Raw genomic sequence first — 18,552 nt, forward strand, 5'->3', positions numbered from 1 at the left:
ATGGTAGTTAGCAGGGTATTGAATTAGGTATCACGACACACGTATCAAGTAGCATGACTTTTCTTTTTGACAAAGGACTGATTGACAAAAGACGATGGACTTTCTAAATCACTCCATCACTCAATCACTAAACTTTCTCCAGCGCCTGTTTCAAATCAGCCAGCAGTTCTTCGGTTTCCTCTATACCTACCGACAAGCGGATCAGGCCGAGTGTGATGCCGAGTTTCTGCTGTTGCGCTGGGTTAAGGCTGCGGTGCGAGGTGCGGAGCGGGTGCGAAATGGAAGTGCTCACGCCTGCCAACGATGGGGCAAACGGGATTTGTTGCAAGGCTTGCATAAAGGCGTTTACCGTTTCCGGCGCATCGTCTTTCAGTTTGAAGGACAGCATACCACCGAACATGCCTTGCCCTTGCTCTTTAGCCAACTGGTGCTGCGGATGCTGGGCCAAACCCGGATACCATACCTTCTTTACGTGCGGGTGCTGCTCCAGCATTTCAGCTATTGCCTGCGCGTTGGTGCAGTGCTGACGCATACGCAGCTTCAGGGTTTTAAGTCCACGGGCTGCCAGCCAGCTCTCAAAGGGGCTTAGGTTGAGTCCGTAGGTGCGCATAATCTGCTTGCTCCGGTTGCTGTCTTCCGAGTTTTTGGTTACCACCACACCGGCCGTCACATCGCTATGGCCTGACAGGTATTTCGTCACGCTGTGGATAACCAAGTCAGCGCCTAGCGCGAGTGGCCTGGTGATGACAGGCGACGCAAAGGTATTGTCCACCACGAGCTTTATACCCATACGCTTCGTCTCTTCTGCCAGTCGCTTCAGGTCCACCACCTGCAGCAGCGGGTTGCTCATGGTCTCGGCCAGCAGCAGTTTGGTGTTGGGCTGCACAAACTCTTGCAAGGTATAGAGCGTGTCGCTTGGCACATAGCTCACCGCTATACCCATTCGGGTCAGTTCCTGCGAGAGCAAGGCCGATGAGCCACCGTAGATTTCCTCGGCGCAGAGTACGTGGTCGCCGGACTGGCAGTACGTGAGCACCGCCGTCAGGATGGCTGACATACCCGACGAAGTGGCCACCGCTCCGGCTCCGCCTTCCAGTTTGTTCACCTCCTCGGCCAACTCATCGGAATTGGGGTTGCCATAGCGGGTGTACATGTATTTTTGCTCCGGTTGCTCAAAGTAGAGTTCCAGGTCGTTGAGGTCTTCGAAGGTGAATACCGAGGTCTGGTATATGGGAGTGGTTTTCGGGTGGATCTGTGCCATGGGCAGGTATAGCGTATTTATCGTTAAATATAGTCAGTATTTAGAAATAGACCGGCAATCCTGCTTATTTTTGAGACAAGGCATCGCTTCTATTTTCACCCTGGGCGGCCTGATTCGTATAGTCAATAAGTTTCGCACGCAAATCATGACACACCCTATACCTGACAACAACAGATACTACCGCAGCCTGATCATCCGCCACATACAAGAGGAAATTCCCGGCGTGAAGACCTTCGCGCTGGAGCCTGAGGATGGTAAGCCGCTTCCGTACAAAGCCGGCCAATACCTGACTTTGGTGCACCACAGCACGCAGGGCGAAGTCCGCCGCTCCTACTCCATCACTTCCTCTCCCGCCTTGCAGGAGCCACTTACGATAGGTGTGAAGCGCATCGAAAACGGCCTCTTCTCCCGCATGCTTATCGACAACGCCCGCGTGGGCGACAAACTGATCACGACCGGAGCGGCTGGTTTGTTTACCTTACCAGAAGAAGGTACAGCCTTTAAACAGATTTTCTTTCTGGCAGCCGGCAGCGGCATTACGCCCATTTACTCGCTACTCAAAACGCTGCTGCACGCCCGGCCGGAACTGTCGGCGGTGCTCTTCTACAGCAATAGCTACCCAGAGAAGACTATGTTCCTGAAACCTCTGCAAGAGCTGTCGACTCAATTCCCTGAAAGATTGCACACCGAGTTTCTGTACAGCAACTCCCCGGACCTGAGCCGGGCGCGGCTACACAAAGACCTGCTGCAGCGTTTTATCAGCTCACTTGCTAAAGTACCACACGACGAGCTGCTTTTCTACATTTGCGGTCCTGATAACTACATGCGCCTGATGTCGTTTGCGCTGCGGCAGTTCGGCATACCGGAGCCCAACATCCGAAAGGAGATCTTCAACACTGACATCCGCAAACCGGCCAAAGTTATACCGCCTGACACGGCAGCCCACCAGGTAACACTACATATCGGCGGCAACACGCACCAGATCGCTTCGCGCTACCCCAATAACATCCTGCAAAGCGCCCGCCAGGCAGGCATCGCCATGCCCTACAGCTGCGAAACCGGCAAGTGCGGCAGTTGCTTGGCCCGGGTACTAAAGGGCAAGGTATGGATGTCCTATAACGAGGTGCTCACCGAGCGGGACATCGAAAATGGTATGACGCTGACTTGCGTGGGCTTCCCGGTGGGGGGAGATGTGGAGATGGAAATTCTGTAGCTATACCTATCCGATTAATACATCTGCAGGTACACTTTCCGAAGTCCTGCAATATCTCCTAAAAAGTGTGGTATGATTTATACACTGAATGTAGATTTTGCTATATTTAGTGAGGCTTAGCATGTTAGGGTGATGCGTTGCATTAAATTCCGGTAGCTAAAACAATCCTGAGGCAGCAACAGTCCAGACCCAAGTGGAGTGATAAGCTATTTTAAAAACGGTTCCACTTAACCGCACAACCCAATGAAAACAATAGCCGCCATCGCCGGACTAGTGCTTTTATCCCTGTCAGCTCGAGCACAAGATGTAGATCATCCGCAGCTACGGTTAAAACCGCTTTACAAGAAACTGGAATTGCGTTCTCTGGAGCAAGACTCCTCCACGGGCAAGTTGAATCTGCTTGGGAAACCAAACGGTAGGTATAGCCTCTTCCCAAAGTCTTCTATAAAAAGCACTGCTCCGGCAAAAGTCATGGCCCCAAAGGCTACCATGCCTGTCATGAAGCCTGACTCGACCATCCAGTTTTCGATCCTTGCCTTACAGCCTGATTCCACGATCGCATTTCCGATGCCAGTTCTAAAACCTTAGTCTATACCTGATGATCATGAAAAAGTCTACTCCTCTATTGCTTGTCCTCACGCTGTTTTGGCTGAGCTCTGTTCTTCCGCTTCAGGCGCAGTCCATCAGCCAACAGGAAATTGACCAGGTAGTGGAACAGGCCATGACGGCCTTTCAGGTGCCAGGTATAGCAGTCGCCGTAGTGAAGGACGGAAAAGTGGTGCACATGAAGGGCTATGGCGTCAACTCGATCAAAACAGGTGAGAAAACCACGGAGCATACCTTGTTCGGTGTAGCCTCCAACACCAAGGCTTTCACGGCGGCATCGCTGGGTTTGCTGGTAGAAGAAGGCAAGATTAAGTGGGACGATAAGGTTGTGAAGTACATACCTGAGTTCCGCCTCTACAACAACTATGTGACAGAGGAATTCACGATCCGGGACCTCCTGACCCACCGCAGTGGCCTGGGCCTGGGAGCCGGTGACCTGATGATGTTCCCCGATGGCAACGACTTTACGGTAAACGACCTGATTCGCAACATACAGTACCTGAAGCCGGTATCCGATTTCAGGTCGAAGTACGATTATGATAACCTGCTGTACATTGTCGCCGGTGAAGTAGTGGCCCGGGTGACGGGCACCAGCTGGTCGGATTTCACTGAAAAACGCATCTTACAACCGCTCGGTATGACGCGCAGCGCCGCTAGTTATGACAGACTCCAGGACTTAACCAACACCATTGAGGCCCATGCTGTGATCGAGGGAAAATTAAAAGTAATCAACCGCTACAACCTGCCTTTCGGGGCCGCTGCCGGAGGGATTTACACCAGCGTGCACGACCTGAGCAAGTGGCTGATCATGCTGATGAACGACGGCAGGTATGGCGATGATCTGAAGCAGCGTCTGCTCACCCAAAAAGTCATCCGGGAGCAGTGGACGCCGCAAACCATTATACCTTACAACGGCAAGAGTCCCTTCAACACGCACTTCCGGTCATACGGGCTTGGTTGGTTCCTGAGCGATGTGAAAGGCCACAAAGAGGTCAGCCACACAGGCGGCCTGCCAGGTATGGTGAGCCAGGTAACCATGCTGCCAGAGCTGAACCTGGGCATCATCGTGCTTACAAACCAGCAAAACGGACAGGCTTTCCGCTCCATCACCAACACCATCAAGCAGGCCTACCTGGGTATGGAAGCCCACGACTGGGTGGCGGAGCTGAAGCAGGAAGAGGACGAATATGTGGCAGAAGCCACCGCTTATACCGACAAAATCTGGGGGGATGTGAACAAGGTGCTGAAAGAAAAGAAATCGAAAGTAGCTTTTGACAACTATGTGGGCACTTTCGAAGACAAGTGGTTTGGCTTCGTCGAGATCTACAAGCAGAAGAATAAGCTCTACTTCAAGTCGCTGCGATCGCCCAGGCTGCAGGGCGAAATGCTTTATTATAAAGACAATACCTTCGTGGTGAAATGGACGGACCGAAGTTTTGAGGCTGATGCCTTCGTAGTGTTTGTGCCGGATCAGAAGGGCAATCTCTCAGGTATAAGCATGAAGGCCGTCTCCCCGCTCACCGACTTCAGCTACGACTTCCACGACCTGGATTTCACCAAGGTGCAGGCTGTGCCTCAAAGTTCAGCTATACCAGCAGGCAGTGGTAAGAAGTAGGAGGCGCAAGTTTGGCTATAGTGTAGATTAGCTTGTATTATCATATATCCGCTAGTTATCTATAATTGTGAATTAATGAAAAATCTCTATCTCTTATTTTTTCTGTTTTTACTTTCATGTCAGCAAAGAGAGATGGAAAGCGGTACTGAAGATGAATTTAATTATAAAGTAGTACCTCTATATTCTGGTCAACCATTACCGAAAGACCCATATCTCATGGCGTTGTACGAAAAGAAAAAGTTAAAAAATGGTGACTGGTATAGAGCAAAAGTTTTCCTCGAAAAATTCGAATTCCCTCCTGGATATTCTGATAGTACAATCATAAAATTCTTTCATGGCAGGACTTCATATAAAGACATAATAGAAGGTAAAGGCATAAGCGCCGTTGTCAGAAACGATACAGGATATGTGAAATTTCAGGTTTTTGAGCCTAATCTCGCAAAAGGAGATTCAGTGCAAAAATTGTGGGAAGCGGTAATAATCAATCCTGCTTTACCTGATAGTATTACCTATACTGTCGTATTAGACTATACGGTCTATGGCAGGTAGAACAAATTTAGATAACCACGCCTTTACGCTAGCTACGCCACCGCAAAGCCCAGTCCGTTAGCTACAATAAAAGTAAAAATTTGAAAAAGCTTATACTCATACTTGTTGTATTTTCAACTTCATGCAGCTCTGGAATATACAACCAAGTACCCCCCAAAAGTTATTTAGAAACCGAAACTTTAGAGGTTAATTATCAAGGAGCCTTAGTACGCACGCTGGAAAAGAAAAATATCAAAGACGATACCCTCTCTTTTGATTTTACTTACTGGGGCGGCTGGAAGGATTCTAAATTCTACTCCAACAGTGATACTATCTTCATCACAAATAACGGTGTAGAGCAGGAGTTCATATACTGGGTCAACGAAGGCGATACTGTAGTGCTGGATATTTACAAGCAGTTTAACCCAGGCACTTATGACGATTACTATAAAGCTGGAAACCGGGGGAAGGTAAACGTGGTTATACCACAAGTGTATGAGCTTGCCAATGTGATGGTGGCACTTGCAGACAGCGCACAACCCAACTGGGTAAACAAGGATACAGAATATCACAATCGTGTTCTGGAATACTTCACACCCTACAAGAGCCACCCTGCCATCAAGAGCTTAAATACGCTACTATCAACAGGCTCTTATCTCAACTTTAGGGAAAACAGTGCCGCTTATGAATTTGACGGGCAAAGGATAGTCAGATCAAGCACATACGCTGGCTTTAGGGCAAGAGACCAGTTCAAAAAGTTAATGCCTTTAATCCAGGACTTTGCCATTGCAAGCAATTTCCTTTTCTTCTACCAAAGCGAAAAGCCATTCTATGATAAGCTGAAGTCACTAGAGCATGAGAGAGCACAAGTGAAGGAAGCTTGGAACTGGCTGCAAGGTCAATTCCCCAGCAGGGTGGACTCCTATCGAATCATCATGAGCCCTCTGGCAGGTGCCTTCCACAGTATCCGCCTTTTCGAAAACAACGGCTTCAAAGAAAATATTATATTCATGTCCGCCCCTTCTCTAGCAAGCAAAGATTCTGTGAGCGAGGGTATAACAGATGCTTTGACTTTAAGGAGGGCATTCACAGAAATAAACCACAACTATGTTAACCCTATATCAGACAACTTTGCCGATGCCATAAATGATGCAATGGCACATGTAGGAAAGTGGAACACAAAAAGCAGCTACAATAGCCCTTACGAGACATTCAATGAGTACATGACGTGGGCTGTTTTCGGTATTTACGTTTATGACAGATTTGGGGAAAGCGACTATGAAAAAGTAATGCTTCAGCCAATAGACTTTATGGAAAACAGCAGGGGATTTGTAAAATTCAGAGCTTTTAACGAGCACCTATTGGAGTTGTTCCAAAAGTATGATGGCAAAAAGAAGGTACCAGAGCTATATCCTGAAATGCTGGAGTGGGTAAAAAAAGAGAATTACAGTAGCTAACCTTGCATATGCTATGCGTTTCGGCCGATGGGCTCGCACACTGTGTATACAAGTCCGTTGCAGCAAATTAGATTGGCCCTCCAATCAAGAATGAAGAATAAATAAAATGGGATTAAGAATGAAGACATTAAACTGGCGGCATACTGGTTGGTTTGCAAAGGATTTCATATTCACTATGGAACAGCAAATTATCGGGAATTTGACCATTGACAGTTCCTGGAATTTTAAAGCGCTCTATACCGACGAGGAAACAAAGCTGAATTTTGCCCAAAAGAGCTTTTGGGACAGGAATGTGTCAATAACCAGGGATGGGGAAGTAATTGGTGAGATTCACAGCGGATTATTTGGAGAAAAGACACTCAGGCTCGTGTCAGGAGAAAAATTCACCATTTCTACCAGCCTTTGGGAACAAGAGGTTTATTGGAAGACTGAAGAGGGTAACACGGTCGTTCAATACTGGCAAGCGACCATGAGTTCGATGGGAAAGGGATCGATAAGTTTAGAGAAATCCCTGCCAGTTGAAATGGAAAAGCTACTCATCAGCAGCGGGCTCTTTATCCGGCAAATGACACGTTGGCGAAGAGCTCGAAAAATGGCAGTTATAATTCTGGTTATAGCGTCTGGAAGTCAATTTTAAATAGCACATCCAGACTGGAGCCCGGAAACGGCCTTGGAACCAACTCCCTAAATTCCAACATCATTATAAACCTGTCGTCTAATTAATTTTGCCGCGGCCCGACCCCATCTTGACAAAATTGTCTCACCTATCGCAAAGGAAGAACTTGAACAAAATCTGAGAGAGTGGCAACCTAAATGAAAAATCCCCTTCCGCTCTTATCAAGCAGAAGGGGATTTCTTTTATGCTTTAGCTTGTGCTGTACTATTCAGTAACGGACTCAGCCAGTACAATGATCTTGTTATTCAGAACTTCTACCACACCACCATCCACGGTAAAGAACTCCTGTCCTTGCTTGGTAGTGATACGGATTCTGCCACTTTCCATGGTGCTGATAAGGGGAGCGTGCATGTTCAGGACTTCAAACGAACCGTTTGAACCCGGAAACTGAGCTGACTCTACCTCACCGGCAAAAACCTTCTTGTCAGGTGTGATTATCTCTAAATACATCTGTTTCAGTTAACAGTTAACAATTAGCAGCGACCAGCATTATTTACTGATCACTGCTAACTGTTTAATGAATTTATTTTGCTTCAGCCATCAACTTCTCACCTTTCGCTACGGCGTCTTCAATGGTACCAACCAGGTTGAAGGCTGCCTCAGGCAGGTGATCGTACTTACCGTCCATGATCTCGTTAAAGCCACGGATGGTGTCTTTGATGTCTACCAGAACACCGGCAAGGCCAGTAAACTGCTCTGCTACGTGGAAAGGCTGAGACAAGAAACGCTGCACACGGCGCGCTCTGTGTACCACCTGCTTATCTTCCTCAGAAAGTTCGTCCATACCAAGGATGGCGATGATGTCCTGAAGTTCTTTGTAGCGCTGTAGAATTTCTTTTACGCGCTGTGCTGTACCGTAGTGGTCTTCGCCCAGAACATCGGCAGAAAGAATGCGTGACGTAGAGTCCAGTGGATCCACCGCAGGGTAAATACCAAGCTCGGCGATCTTACGGGAAAGTACTGTTGTAGCGTCCAAGTGAGCGAACGTTGTCGCTGGAGCCGGGTCAGTCAAGTCATCCGCAGGTACGTAAACGGCCTGTACAGACGTAATGGAACCACGCTTAGTAGACGTGATACGCTCCTGCATGGCACCCATCTCCGTTGCCAGCGTTGGCTGGTAACCTACCGCTGATGGCATACGACCAAGAAGGGCCGACACCTCAGAGCCCGCCTGCGTAAAGCGGAAGATATTGTCAATAAAGAACAGGATGTCACGACCAGCACCAGTACCGTCACCGTCACGGAAGTTCTCAGCGATGGTAAGACCGGAAAGGGCCACACGTGCACGCGCCCCAGGAGGCTCGTTCATCTGACCGAACACCAGCGTCGCCTGCGATTTCTCCAGTTCCGCCATGTCCACTTTCGACAGGTCCCATCCGCCAGCTTCCATGGAGTGCTTAAACTCTTCGCCGTAACGGATAATGTCAGATTCTAAGAATTCGCGAAGCAAGTCATTTCCTTCGCGGGTACGCTCACCTACACCGGCAAACACAGACAGACCTGAGTAGGCCTTGGCAATGTTGTTAACCAGCTCCATGATCAATACCGTTTTACCCACACCGGCACCACCGAACAGACCAATTTTACCACCTTTTACATAAGGGGCCAGCAGGTCGATTACTTTGATACCAGTATAAAGGATTTCTGATGAAGTTGCCAGATCTTCGAAACGAGGCGCAGCGCGGTGAATTGGCAGGCGCGTTTCAGTAACAGGCTGAGGAATACCGTCGATCGCTTCGCCAATTACGTTGAACAGACGGCCGTTGATCGCGTTGCCGGTAGGCATCGTGATCGGGCCACCCAGGTCGGTTACCTGTGCACCACGGGTAAGGCCTTCGCTGGAGTCCATCGCAATGGTACGTACACGATCTTCGCCGAGGTGCTGCTGCACTTCCAGCACAATGCGTTGGCCGTTTTCTTTAATTACCTCAAGCGCATCGAGGATGTTTGGTAATTTTGCGTTTTCACCCGCAAAGCTAACGTCCACAACCGGACCGATAACCTGGGTAATTCTGCCAATATTCGCCATTTGACTTTTTATATTGATTAACTGTATAACGGAGTTATTTCAAGGCGCAAAACTAAGGTATATTAAGGACAATTCCACACAACACTCCAAAAAGTTTTAACTTACTCAATATCAAATCATAGCCTCCTCCCCTCAGGCATCTAGCCGGGGAACGACTCTGCCGCCATTAAAAGACACATTGCCGTGCCAGCCACACGATTATACCTATCAGCAGGATCGCTATACGTCAACCCCTATACCTGAAACCTCCTGCACGAGAAATGCGCAAACAGCGGCGAATTTACAGACGCTCTAACACCAGCTGCACTTCCTTGGTTTGGCTGGATTTGTCCTTTAAAGTCGGCAGTGGCGTTACATGCTGCAACCTTATTTTATAGGGCATGGCGCCTACTACTACCCTCGCTTCATCTTCAAACCGGCTGCCGCCAGCGCAATCGCCCAGGCACATAATTATGGTTTCTCCTTTTTCATTCCCCAAACCTATTGTCAGGGTCACTTCCACTTTGCCATAAGTAATACAAAACACATCGCTCGGACATGTGCCGTCGCTCACATCCGCTACTTTCAACTTCACAATGGCTGCCGCATCAAATCCGGTGTTTTTGTACAGAGCCGTTCTCCCTTCCTTTAGCTTGATTTCCTTCCCCAGGTAGGCGTTTACAGTGCCCAGGTCTTCTTTTGAGCAGGAAAGCAGCAGACAAACGATAGCAACAAACAGTAGATTCTTCATGGTACAGCGCTATATATTAATTTATTGACCCTAAATTGCAGCAGTGCTTTGCATCCTATCCAGACCCTATTCCTTTGCCGAAATACCGACTCGGCTTATACCTTTGGCAGGATGCTCGAAAGGAGCTATATTTTATAATAATACGATTTAAACTATTCCGCTTTCTGGCAGTCTATACCTACCGAGCGGCTTTGAGCATGTTTAGATTCCGTTTTCGCAAGCGCAAAAGATGAATTTTAAACACACCCTTATACCCGTTCACCTGATCTAATCACTTAAATCAACCTTTTCATGAAGAAAATTTACCTTCTCGCTATGCTGCTGATAGCGGGCATTAGTGTACAGGCACAGCAGCCTGGTACGCCGACCAAGGGGAACTACCAGCTGGCATCCCGCTTCTCACCTAAAAAACTGGAGAAACTTATTTTCACCACCAACCTCGACCCACACTGGCTCAAGAACTCTGACCGCTTCTGGTACGAGTACGAAACCAGCAATGGCAAGAATTGGTACATCGTGGACCCAGCCACTAAATCCAAAAAACTGATCTTCGACAATGCCAAAGTGGCCTCTGCCGTGACCATGGTCGTGCAGGACCCATTTGATGCACAGAACCTGCCTATCCAGAACCTCAAGTTCACCGAAGACGAAAAGAGCGTACAGTTCGAGATCAAGAGCTCCATCGACCAGGTGAAGAAAGACCGTCTGGACAAAAAAGCCGCTGATTCACTTGAGAAAAAGACGTTCTACTTCCGCTACAACCTTTCTACAGGCCAGGTCGTGGAGCTGAAAGATTTCGAAAAGCCAAAGTCCAAGCCGCGCTGGGCATCTATTTCCCCGGACCAGCAGGTGGTGATATTTGCCAAAGAGCACAACCTGTATTGGATGGACAAGTCCAACTACGAAAAGGCTTTGAAGAATGAGAAAGACTCGACCATTGTAGAGCACCAACTCACTAAGGATGGTGTGGAGTACTATACCTACGGCGACTCACGTGGCGAAACAAACGTGGAGCGTGCGAAGAACAGGAAAAACCGCAAGCCGGCCTTCATCCTGTGGTCACCGGACTCCAAGCAGTTTGCCATGGTGCGCACAGACGAGCGCAAAGTGAAAGATCTTTGGGTCATCCACCACACCGCGCAGGGCCGCCCTGCACTGGAGACTTACAAATACCAGATGCCAGGCGAGAAGGAAGCCCCTAAAAGAGAGTTGCTGATCTTCGACTTCGCCAACAAGTCGCAACGCAGAATCAACACGGCAGCTTTCAAAGACCAGGAGGTTTCCTTATGGTCGGCGCCTGCCCTGCAGAAGCAGCGTGACGATGAGCACCGCCCGATCCTATGGCATGGCACCAAAGACAAGCTATACTTTACCCGCACCAGCCGCGACCTGAAAAAGATCGACGTATGCGAGCTGGACATCGCTTCGGGCAAGGTGACCCCTGTTATCGAGGAGCGCTTCAACACCTACATCGACATGAACCGCATCGGTCTGGTGAAAGGTGGCAACGAGATCATCCACTGGTCTGAGCGCGACGGCTGGGGCCACTTCTACCTGTACGATGGCAAGGGCAACCTGAAAAACCGCATCACCAGTGGTTCCTTCCATGCGGAAGACCTGGTAGGTATAGACGAGAAAAACCGTGTGCTTTACTTCACCGCCAATGGCCGCGAGAAGGACGAAGACCCATACCTGATGCACCTCTACCGCGTGAACTTCGACGGCAGCGGTATGACCTTGCTTAACAAAGGCAACTTCGACAATACCATCAGCCTGAACGACAACAATACCTACTTCGTGAACACGGCATCGCGCGTGAACACGGTGCCGGTATCTGCGCTGTATAACAACAAAGGCCGTAAAGTGATGGACCTGGAGAAAGCCGACCTGAGCCGTTTGATGACGACAGGGTATAAATTCCCGGAGCCGTTCACGGTGAAGGCGGACGATGGCATCACCGACCTCTATGGCGTAATGTACAAGCCTTTCGACTTCGACTCAACTAAGGCCTACCCGATCATTACTTATGTATACCCAGGCCCTCAAACTGAGGCAGTGAACAAGGCGTTCGGCCGCAGCATGGACCGTATTGATCGCCTGGCGCAGTTGGGCTTTGTGGTCGTGACAGTGGGTAACCGCGGTGGTCACCCGGCCCGCTCCAAGTGGTACCATACTTATGGCTACGGCAACCTGCGCGACTATGGCCTGGCTGACAAGAAAGCGGCCCTTGAGCAACTGGCCGACCGCCACCGTTTCATCGACATCGACCGCGTAGGTATAACCGGCCACTCAGGTGGTGGCTTTATGTCTACGGCAGCCATGCTCGTATACCCTGACTTCTTCAAGGTAGCCGTATCGGGAGCAGGTAACCACGAAAACAACATCTACAACCGCTGGTGGAGCGAAAAGCACCACGGCGTGAAAGAAGTGGTAACGCCTAAGGGAGATACGACCTTCGTGTATGCCATCGAGAAGAACCCGGATCTGGCACGCAACCTGAAAGGACACCTGATGCTGGCAACCGGCGACGTGGACAACAACGTGCACCCGGCGGGCACTATCCGCATGGCGCAGGCCCTGATCAAAGCCAACAAGCGCTTCGATTTTGTGATGCTGCCTGGCCAGCGCCACGCCTTCGGCGACATGACTGAGTACTTCTTCTGGATGATGGGCGATTACTTCACCAAGCACCTCATCGGCGACTTCTCGCAGCCAGTTGACATCAAGGAAATAAACCGCGAGGTTGAAAATGTGGGCAACAAGCGACGAACCGGCGCTATAACCGCTCCTGGAGAGGAATAACAAGGTATAGCGTATGAACGCAGAACAGCCGCAGTGAGATGATTCTTGCTGCGGCTGTTCTGTTTGTATTATAGGGTTATATCTGGGCAAGGCACGAAGCTATACCTGATGTATACGCGTATAAAAAGCCATCTCCGCCATGCGCAGCTTGCGAACAAACGGTGCGTGGCGGAGATGGCCTGTTATTTTAGAAGTGGTTGTTAAAATTAGATAATCTGAGCCCAGATGGCCCGGAATAAGCGGAAGGCTAAAAATTTAAACATAATTGTAAGCGTAATCTTATTAAAAATGTTGTTTATGGAAATTTCGTATTCGAGACAAACGCTATAAATGTTTCAGCATTTCGATTTGCTCATCATTGAGCAGGATGTAGCGGTTGTTAAAAGGGTTGGCATAGAACTTCTCAGCTATCACATATTCCCCGGTATCCATCTTGTGGATGTTGTAACTAAACAGGCTGTTAGATCGCTCAATAACCAGTTCCGTACGGCTTAGATCGAGCGCACGACCGCAGGTCGTGGTAATGATGTCAGAATTGACCGTCATGATAGTTGAATACATAATTGGAAGATTTAGCAAGGTTCTTTACGCAGTACTTGCCAGATGGTGACATACAAAAGCTATAAAATCAGTTAAACTTATCCACATCATCTCCTCAAGACCCCGCGCTATACCTTATACTACAATTTAAAAGGTGATTTTACCACGATGATCTGGGAAGCATACGCCGTAATTAAAAAGCTGCTTTCCTAAACAGGCAGGAGTCAGCCAGGCTGGCAAACAGGTGTTTCTATACCTTGCCTGATAAAAATTTCAGCACAGGCACATATTTTTAAATCTACCGCCAAAAACCTTGTCATGGTGTAGGCCAGTCCGGAGGAGCAGCCCGATTTCAGGAAATCGTTATAGAATAAGGCCGTGAATTTCACTCAATTAGGAATAGTAACAGCTTCTTGTAACCACCTTTTCAGCTACGTTTCAGGTTGTGTGCATACCTCAAAAAGTACGAGAGCACGGCGCTAAAGCAGATTTTGGGCTAAGATTTTCAAAAAAATTTAGGGCAAATGTTTGCAGTTTAAAATAGCCTGCCTATCTTTGCATCACTGAACGACGAAGGGGCTTCCATCCTGAAATCTAGTAGGTAGCTTGTCCGATGGTGTAACTGGCAACACGTCTGATTTTGGTTCAGAAGAGTCCAGGTTCGAAACCTGGTCGGACAACTTAAAAAGGCAACCCACAGCAATGTGGGTTGCCTTTTTTGCTTTTCACCCTCCCTCATAACTAATTAAAAATCAGAAATATCAGGTAGCATATGTGCGGAATTTCGTAGCTTTGCAGGCATAATAACCTAAACCAAACCCTACTAACATTTAGCATTATTATGCCACAGGTAAAAATTTTCGCTGGCTCCGCCTCCAAGTACCTAGCCGAAAAAATTGCTACTGCATACGGTACGCAACTCGGTGACCTTGAGCTTCTACGTTTTAGCGACGGGGAGATGGCACCACACTTCAATGAATCTGTTCGCGGTGCAGAAGTATTTCTGGTGCAGTCCACGTTTCCGCCAGCCGACAACCTGATGGAGCTTATGCTGATGGTAGACGCCGCCAAGCGCGCCTCAGCCCACAAAGTGATCGTGGTGATGCCCTACTACGGCTACGCCCGCCAGGACCGCAAAGACAAGCCACGTGTTTCCATCGGCTCTAAAGTGCTGGCCAACGCCATCCAGTCAGTAGGCGCCGACCGCCTGATGACCTGCGACCTGCACGCCGGCCAGATCCAGGGCTTTTTCGACATTCCTGTTGATCATCTGGATGGTTCGGCCATTTTCGTGCCTTACCTGCGCAGTCTCAACCTGGGCAACGACCTGATCTTCGCCTCTCCTGACGTAGGGGGTGTGGTAAGAACAAGAGCCTTCGCCAAAAACTTCGGTGCTGAAATGGTTGTCTGCGACAAACACCGCAAACGGGCTAACGAGATCGCCTCGATGCAGGTGATCGGCGACGTGGAAGGTATGGACGTGGTACTGGTGGACGACATGGTAGACACAGCCGGCACGATTACGCAGGCCGCCAAACTTCTGAAAGACAAAGGTGCCAAAACCGTTCGCGCCATCGCAACGCACCCTGTGTTGTCGGGCCCGGCTTATGAGCGCATCGAGAACTCCGTGCTGGAAGAACTGGTGGTTTCTGACACCATTCCATTACGCCAGGATTGCTCCAAGATCAAGGTGCTTTCGTTCTCCGAGCTTTTCGCCCGCGCCATCAACAACGTAGTGACGCACGAGTCTATCAGCTCACTGTTTATTTAATTTGATTGTTAGTTGCTGATTGTTAATTGTTGTTCTCAATGATAAACAATCAGCAATTTCATATAGTATTCAAATAGGTCGAAAGGATATCGGGAAAGTTGGCTGTTGCGTTGATTGTGTAGTACAAGAAAAAAACAATTAACAATTTAACAATCAACAATTAAATCCATACCTTTGCTGCCTGAAATTTTAACAAAATTCATTTTATGAAAACTTTAGAGATTATAGGGTTTAAAAGAGCAAATCTCGGTAAAGCACAGACGAAAGAGCTGCGCAATGAGTCTTTTGTACCAGGAGTACTTTATGGTGGCACTGAGCAGATTCACTTCTACGCCCCAGCTATCCTGTTCAGAGACTTGGTTTATTCTCCAGAAGTATACGAAGTTGATCTGAATATCGAAGGCACGCACTACAGAGCGATCCTTCAGGACGTACAGTTCCACCCAGTAAACGAAATGCTGCTGCACGTTGACTTCCTGCAGCTTGACGAAAGCAAAGAGGTAAAGATCGATGTTCCGGTTAAGTTTGTTGGCAACTCTCCAGGTGTAATGGCTGGTGGTAAGCTGGTAACGAAACTGCGTAAACTGAAAATCAAAGCGCTTCCTGCTAACCTGCCAGACTATATCGAGGTGAACATCTCTGATCTGGAGCTTGGTAAGTCTATCAAAGTAAGCAAAATTGCGAAGGGTGACTACGAAATCCTGACCAACCCACTTGCTCCGGTAGCAACCGTTACGATTCCACGTGCTCTTAAGAGTGCACAGACAGAAGAAGCTCGCGGCGGCAAGAAATAAGTATTGCTGCTTCAATAGCAACAAAATCCTGTCCTGCTCCGAGCAGGGCAGGATTTTTTGTTTCTGATGGAAATCAAATGGCTGAATTGTTAAATGGTTAAATTGCCAGCCAAACAGGCTACATTATATTGGAATCAACCATAAAGCCATTTAACCAGTTAATTTTGAGCAATTCAACCATCATAAAACTAAAACAATGGCTGGGCCTGGAGCAAAAGGCAGTAGCAAGCATTGAAGACACGAGTATGAAATATCTGATAGTGGGCCTCGGCAATATTGGCCCGGAGTACGCGGAAACGCGTCACAACATTGGATTTATGGTGCTGGACCATCTGGCACAGAAATTTGATGCGAAGTTTAATACTGGTCGCCACTCCTTCGTGACCGAGATCAAAAGCAAGGGCCGCACCTATGTACTGGTGAAGCCCACCACTTACATGAACCTGAGCGGCAAAGCCGTCAGCCATTGGTTGAGCAACCTGAAACTGACGCCGGATCAGATGATGGTGATTACGGATGACATCGCGCTGCCCTTTGGCAAGATCCGCATTCGCGCCAAAGGCAGTGCCGGCGGGCACAACGGCTTGAAGCACATCGAGCAGACGCTGGGACACAACAACTACCCACGCCTACGCTTTGGAGTAGGCGACGCTTTCCACAAAGGCAAGCAGGTTGACTATGTCCTCAGCAATTTCAGCGACGACGAGAAGATCGATTTACCAGGCATTATTGAGAAAGTGGCGGAATCTGCGATCGCCTTCGGCAGCATCGGGCTGGAGCGCACCATGAACCAGTACAACACCAAGTAAATCAGCTCTATGGTCGACTTCCTACTCAGCCGCAAAACCGATTTTTACTTCTGGACAGGTATAGCTCTGGGTACAGCTGTGATAGGGAATTTCGGTTTAGGGTATACAGCGATAGGATACATGGAGTCACTATTCCCGGCTGTCACCGTCATGCTGCTCTTCCTCACCGGACTTTTGGCATTCGGTTACTTCAGGAGTCAAAGCAAGGCGGGAAGTAAGGCGGGAAGTAAGCTCGAAGCAGGCTGCTTTGAAGGTATTACCACAGTGATTGTGCTTTTCAATCTAGGATATAGCCTCATCTTGGCAATGTTGCTTTTAACTGCTTAGACCCTTTGCCAACTTCTTTTACAATGCTCCGCTAAAGCCGAGTATACATTAAAATTTATCCAGATCAATTCAGCGCCATGAAACGCCTGTTCCTCCTATACAGCAATGCCTTCGGTGGCCTCTCACGCCCGGCGTGGATGCTATCGCTGGTGATGTTCATCAACCGAAGCGGCGCTATGGTGATCCCTTTCCTGGGCGTATACCTAACTGAGTCACTTGGGTTCACGATGAAGGAAGCCGGTATCATCCTGAGCATCTACGGGCTTGGTGCGGTGTGTGGCGGCTTTCTGGGCGGTTGGCTAACCGACAGGATCGGGCACTTTAAGGTGCAGTCCTTCAGCCTGACGGTTGGTGGCAGCCTATACCTGATGTTTCTGTTCCTGGAGAAGTTTGAGCACATGGCAGCAGGTGTGTTTATTCTGAGCCTGGTGAACGACATGCTGCGGCCTGCTAACTCAGCTTCCATTGCGCACTATGCCCGGCCCGAGAACGTGACCAGGGCCTTTTCACTGAACCGGATGGCCCTGAACCTGGGCTTCTCCATCGGTCCTGCGCTGGGCGGCATGGTGGCGGCCATCTCGTATAAATTCCTCTTTATAGGCGATGCGGCAGGTTGTATGATGGCGGGCCTGTTCTTTTACATTTACTTCCGGAAAAAGCAGGGACACCGTCCCCAGCAGAAAGCTAAAGCAGAAGCTGTTATCAAAGACGTGGCTTCAGGCGTAACAGAAAAAGTCCGTTCCCCTTACAGAGATCGGCTATACCTGATTTTCGTGGTGCTGAACGCGGGCTTTGCGATTCTGTTCTTTCAGCTCCTTTCTACCTTACCGCTCTATTACCGGCAGGTATACGCGCTGCCCGAGCAGTGGATCGGCGGGCTGCTTGCCCTGAATGGTTTCATCGTGTTTATGGTGGAGATGATCTTTGTATACCTGATTGGGGATAAAGTCAAGAAATCGTGGCTGATACCGATCGGCGTGTTGATACTGGGCTTTTCCTTTGTGACGCTGAACATGGGGCATCACCTTTTCCTGCTCTACATCGCGATGACCTTGCTAAGCTTTTCTGAGATTCTGGTGATGCCTTTTATGGCGACCATTTCAGTGGAGCGCTCCAACAACAGTAACCGGGGCTCTTACATGGGCCTGTACACGATATCGTACGCTGCGGCGCATGTGGTGGCTCCCTACATGGGCACCACGGTTGCTGCGCGCTACGGTTTTGATACCTTGTGGTGGGGGCTCGGCGCTTTTGCCATTGTGGTAAGTGTGGGGCTGTACTTTGTGGTGCAGTACATCGAGCGGGAGCGCCTGAGCTTACAGCCTGTAGTGACTCCTGAAGCAGGTATGGCTGCAAAATAGTTTTTGCAAATGATTGGTTTAAAAACCAATCAT

General features: G+C 48.9%; 17 protein-coding genes and 1 tRNA gene. 13 read left to right on the top strand and 5 right to left on the bottom strand.

All coding sequences use genetic code 11. The features are described 5' to 3' along the window. Nucleotides 1-127: 127 nt before the first annotated feature. Nucleotides 128-1,261 (bottom strand): PLP-dependent aspartate aminotransferase family protein, encoded by a 1,134-nt coding sequence (locus tag L1278_RS00670; RefSeq protein WP_253400581.1) that lies wholly within the window; start codon nt 1,259-1,261, stop codon nt 128-130. A gap of 70 nt (nt 1,262-1,331) precedes the next feature. Between L1278_RS00670 and L1278_RS00675 the strand changes: the two genes are divergently transcribed. The 6 genes from L1278_RS00675 (at nt 1,332) to L1278_RS00700 (ending at nt 7,317) form a co-directional block, all read left to right on the top strand. After that, entirely contained in the window at nt 1,332-2,474 is a 1,143-nt protein-coding gene (locus L1278_RS00675) for a ferredoxin--NADP reductase (RefSeq protein WP_253400582.1), read from the top strand. A 243-nt stretch (nt 2,475-2,717) separates the two neighbouring features. After that, nucleotides 2,718-3,062, top strand: a complete 345-nt coding sequence (locus L1278_RS00680) for a hypothetical protein (protein WP_253400583.1) — start codon at nt 2,718-2,720, stop codon at nt 3,060-3,062. A 10-nt stretch (nt 3,063-3,072) separates the two neighbouring features. Continuing rightward, the gene (locus L1278_RS00685; protein WP_253400584.1) at nt 3,073-4,695 is read left to right on the top strand and encodes a serine hydrolase; all 1,623 of its coding nucleotides are present in this window, start codon (nt 3,073-3,075) and stop codon (nt 4,693-4,695) included. Between the two features lie 75 nt (nt 4,696-4,770). After that, on the top strand, nt 4,771-5,244 hold the full coding sequence (locus tag L1278_RS00690; RefSeq protein ID WP_253400585.1) for a hypothetical protein: 474 nt from the start codon (nt 4,771-4,773) through the stop codon (nt 5,242-5,244). 80 nt (nt 5,245-5,324) lie between these two features. Beyond that, a complete protein-coding gene (locus L1278_RS00695; RefSeq protein ID WP_253400586.1) occupies nt 5,325-6,680 on the top strand; it encodes a DUF4932 domain-containing protein in 1,356 nt (451 codons plus the stop codon). A gap of 118 nt (nt 6,681-6,798) precedes the next feature. Next, nucleotides 6,799-7,317 carry a hypothetical protein gene (locus tag L1278_RS00700; RefSeq protein WP_253400587.1) on the top strand — a complete coding sequence of 173 codons (519 nt, stop codon included), beginning with the start codon at nt 6,799-6,801 and terminating at the stop codon, nt 7,315-7,317. Between the two features lie 243 nt (nt 7,318-7,560). Here the strand turns inward: L1278_RS00700 and atpC are convergent, their stop codons facing one another. The 3 genes from atpC to L1278_RS00715 form a co-directional block, all read right to left on the bottom strand. Beyond that, nucleotides 7,561-7,806 (bottom strand): ATP synthase F1 subunit epsilon, encoded by a 246-nt coding sequence (gene atpC, locus L1278_RS00705; RefSeq protein WP_116542831.1) that lies wholly within the window; start codon nt 7,804-7,806, stop codon nt 7,561-7,563. Nucleotides 7,807-7,879: 73 nt separating this feature from the next. Then, complete coding sequence (gene atpD, locus L1278_RS00710) at nt 7,880-9,385, bottom strand: F0F1 ATP synthase subunit beta (protein ID WP_253400588.1); 1,506 nt, start codon at nt 9,383-9,385, stop codon at nt 7,880-7,882. A 280-nt stretch (nt 9,386-9,665) separates the two neighbouring features. Further along, on the bottom strand, nt 9,666-10,115 hold the full coding sequence (locus tag L1278_RS00715; protein WP_253400589.1) for a hypothetical protein: 450 nt from the start codon (nt 10,113-10,115) through the stop codon (nt 9,666-9,668). 291 nt (nt 10,116-10,406) lie between these two features. Between L1278_RS00715 and L1278_RS00720 the strand changes: the two genes are divergently transcribed. Continuing rightward, the gene (locus tag L1278_RS00720) at nt 10,407-12,917 is read left to right on the top strand and encodes a DPP IV N-terminal domain-containing protein (protein ID WP_253400590.1); all 2,511 of its coding nucleotides are present in this window, start codon (nt 10,407-10,409) and stop codon (nt 12,915-12,917) included. Between the two features lie 324 nt (nt 12,918-13,241). Here the strand turns inward: L1278_RS00720 and L1278_RS00725 are convergent, their stop codons facing one another. Next, nucleotides 13,242-13,478 carry a hypothetical protein gene (locus L1278_RS00725; RefSeq protein ID WP_253400591.1) on the bottom strand — a complete coding sequence of 79 codons (237 nt, stop codon included), beginning with the start codon at nt 13,476-13,478 and terminating at the stop codon, nt 13,242-13,244. A 586-nt stretch (nt 13,479-14,064) separates the two neighbouring features. Between L1278_RS00725 and L1278_RS00730 the strand changes: the two genes are divergently transcribed. The 6 genes from L1278_RS00730 (at nt 14,065) to L1278_RS00755 (ending at nt 18,519) form a co-directional block, all read left to right on the top strand. Continuing rightward, nucleotides 14,065-14,137, top strand: a tRNA-Gln gene (locus L1278_RS00730). A gap of 161 nt (nt 14,138-14,298) precedes the next feature. Beyond that, nucleotides 14,299-15,228, top strand: coding sequence for a ribose-phosphate pyrophosphokinase (locus L1278_RS00735; protein WP_253400592.1), 930 nt, complete (start codon nt 14,299-14,301; stop codon nt 15,226-15,228). A gap of 206 nt (nt 15,229-15,434) precedes the next feature. Continuing rightward, on the top strand, nt 15,435-16,022 hold the full coding sequence (locus L1278_RS00740; protein WP_253400593.1) for a 50S ribosomal protein L25/general stress protein Ctc: 588 nt from the start codon (nt 15,435-15,437) through the stop codon (nt 16,020-16,022). A gap of 245 nt (nt 16,023-16,267) precedes the next feature. Next, nucleotides 16,268-16,831, top strand: a complete 564-nt coding sequence (pth, locus tag L1278_RS00745; RefSeq protein WP_253400594.1) for an aminoacyl-tRNA hydrolase — start codon at nt 16,268-16,270, stop codon at nt 16,829-16,831. A gap of 9 nt (nt 16,832-16,840) precedes the next feature. Beyond that, nucleotides 16,841-17,158: a hypothetical protein gene (locus L1278_RS00750; protein ID WP_253400595.1), complete on the top strand. Its 318-nt coding sequence runs from the start codon at nt 16,841-16,843 to the stop codon at nt 17,156-17,158. 77 nt (nt 17,159-17,235) lie between these two features. Continuing rightward, a complete protein-coding gene (locus tag L1278_RS00755; RefSeq protein ID WP_253400596.1) occupies nt 17,236-18,519 on the top strand; it encodes an MFS transporter in 1,284 nt (427 codons plus the stop codon). The last annotated feature ends 33 nt before the right edge of the window (nt 18,520-18,552 follow it).

Origin of the sequence: Pontibacter sp. HSC-36F09 (assembly GCF_024171605.1) — a bacterium.
In the GTDB taxonomy this organism is placed as follows: Bacteria; Bacteroidota; Bacteroidia; order Cytophagales; family Hymenobacteraceae; genus Pontibacter.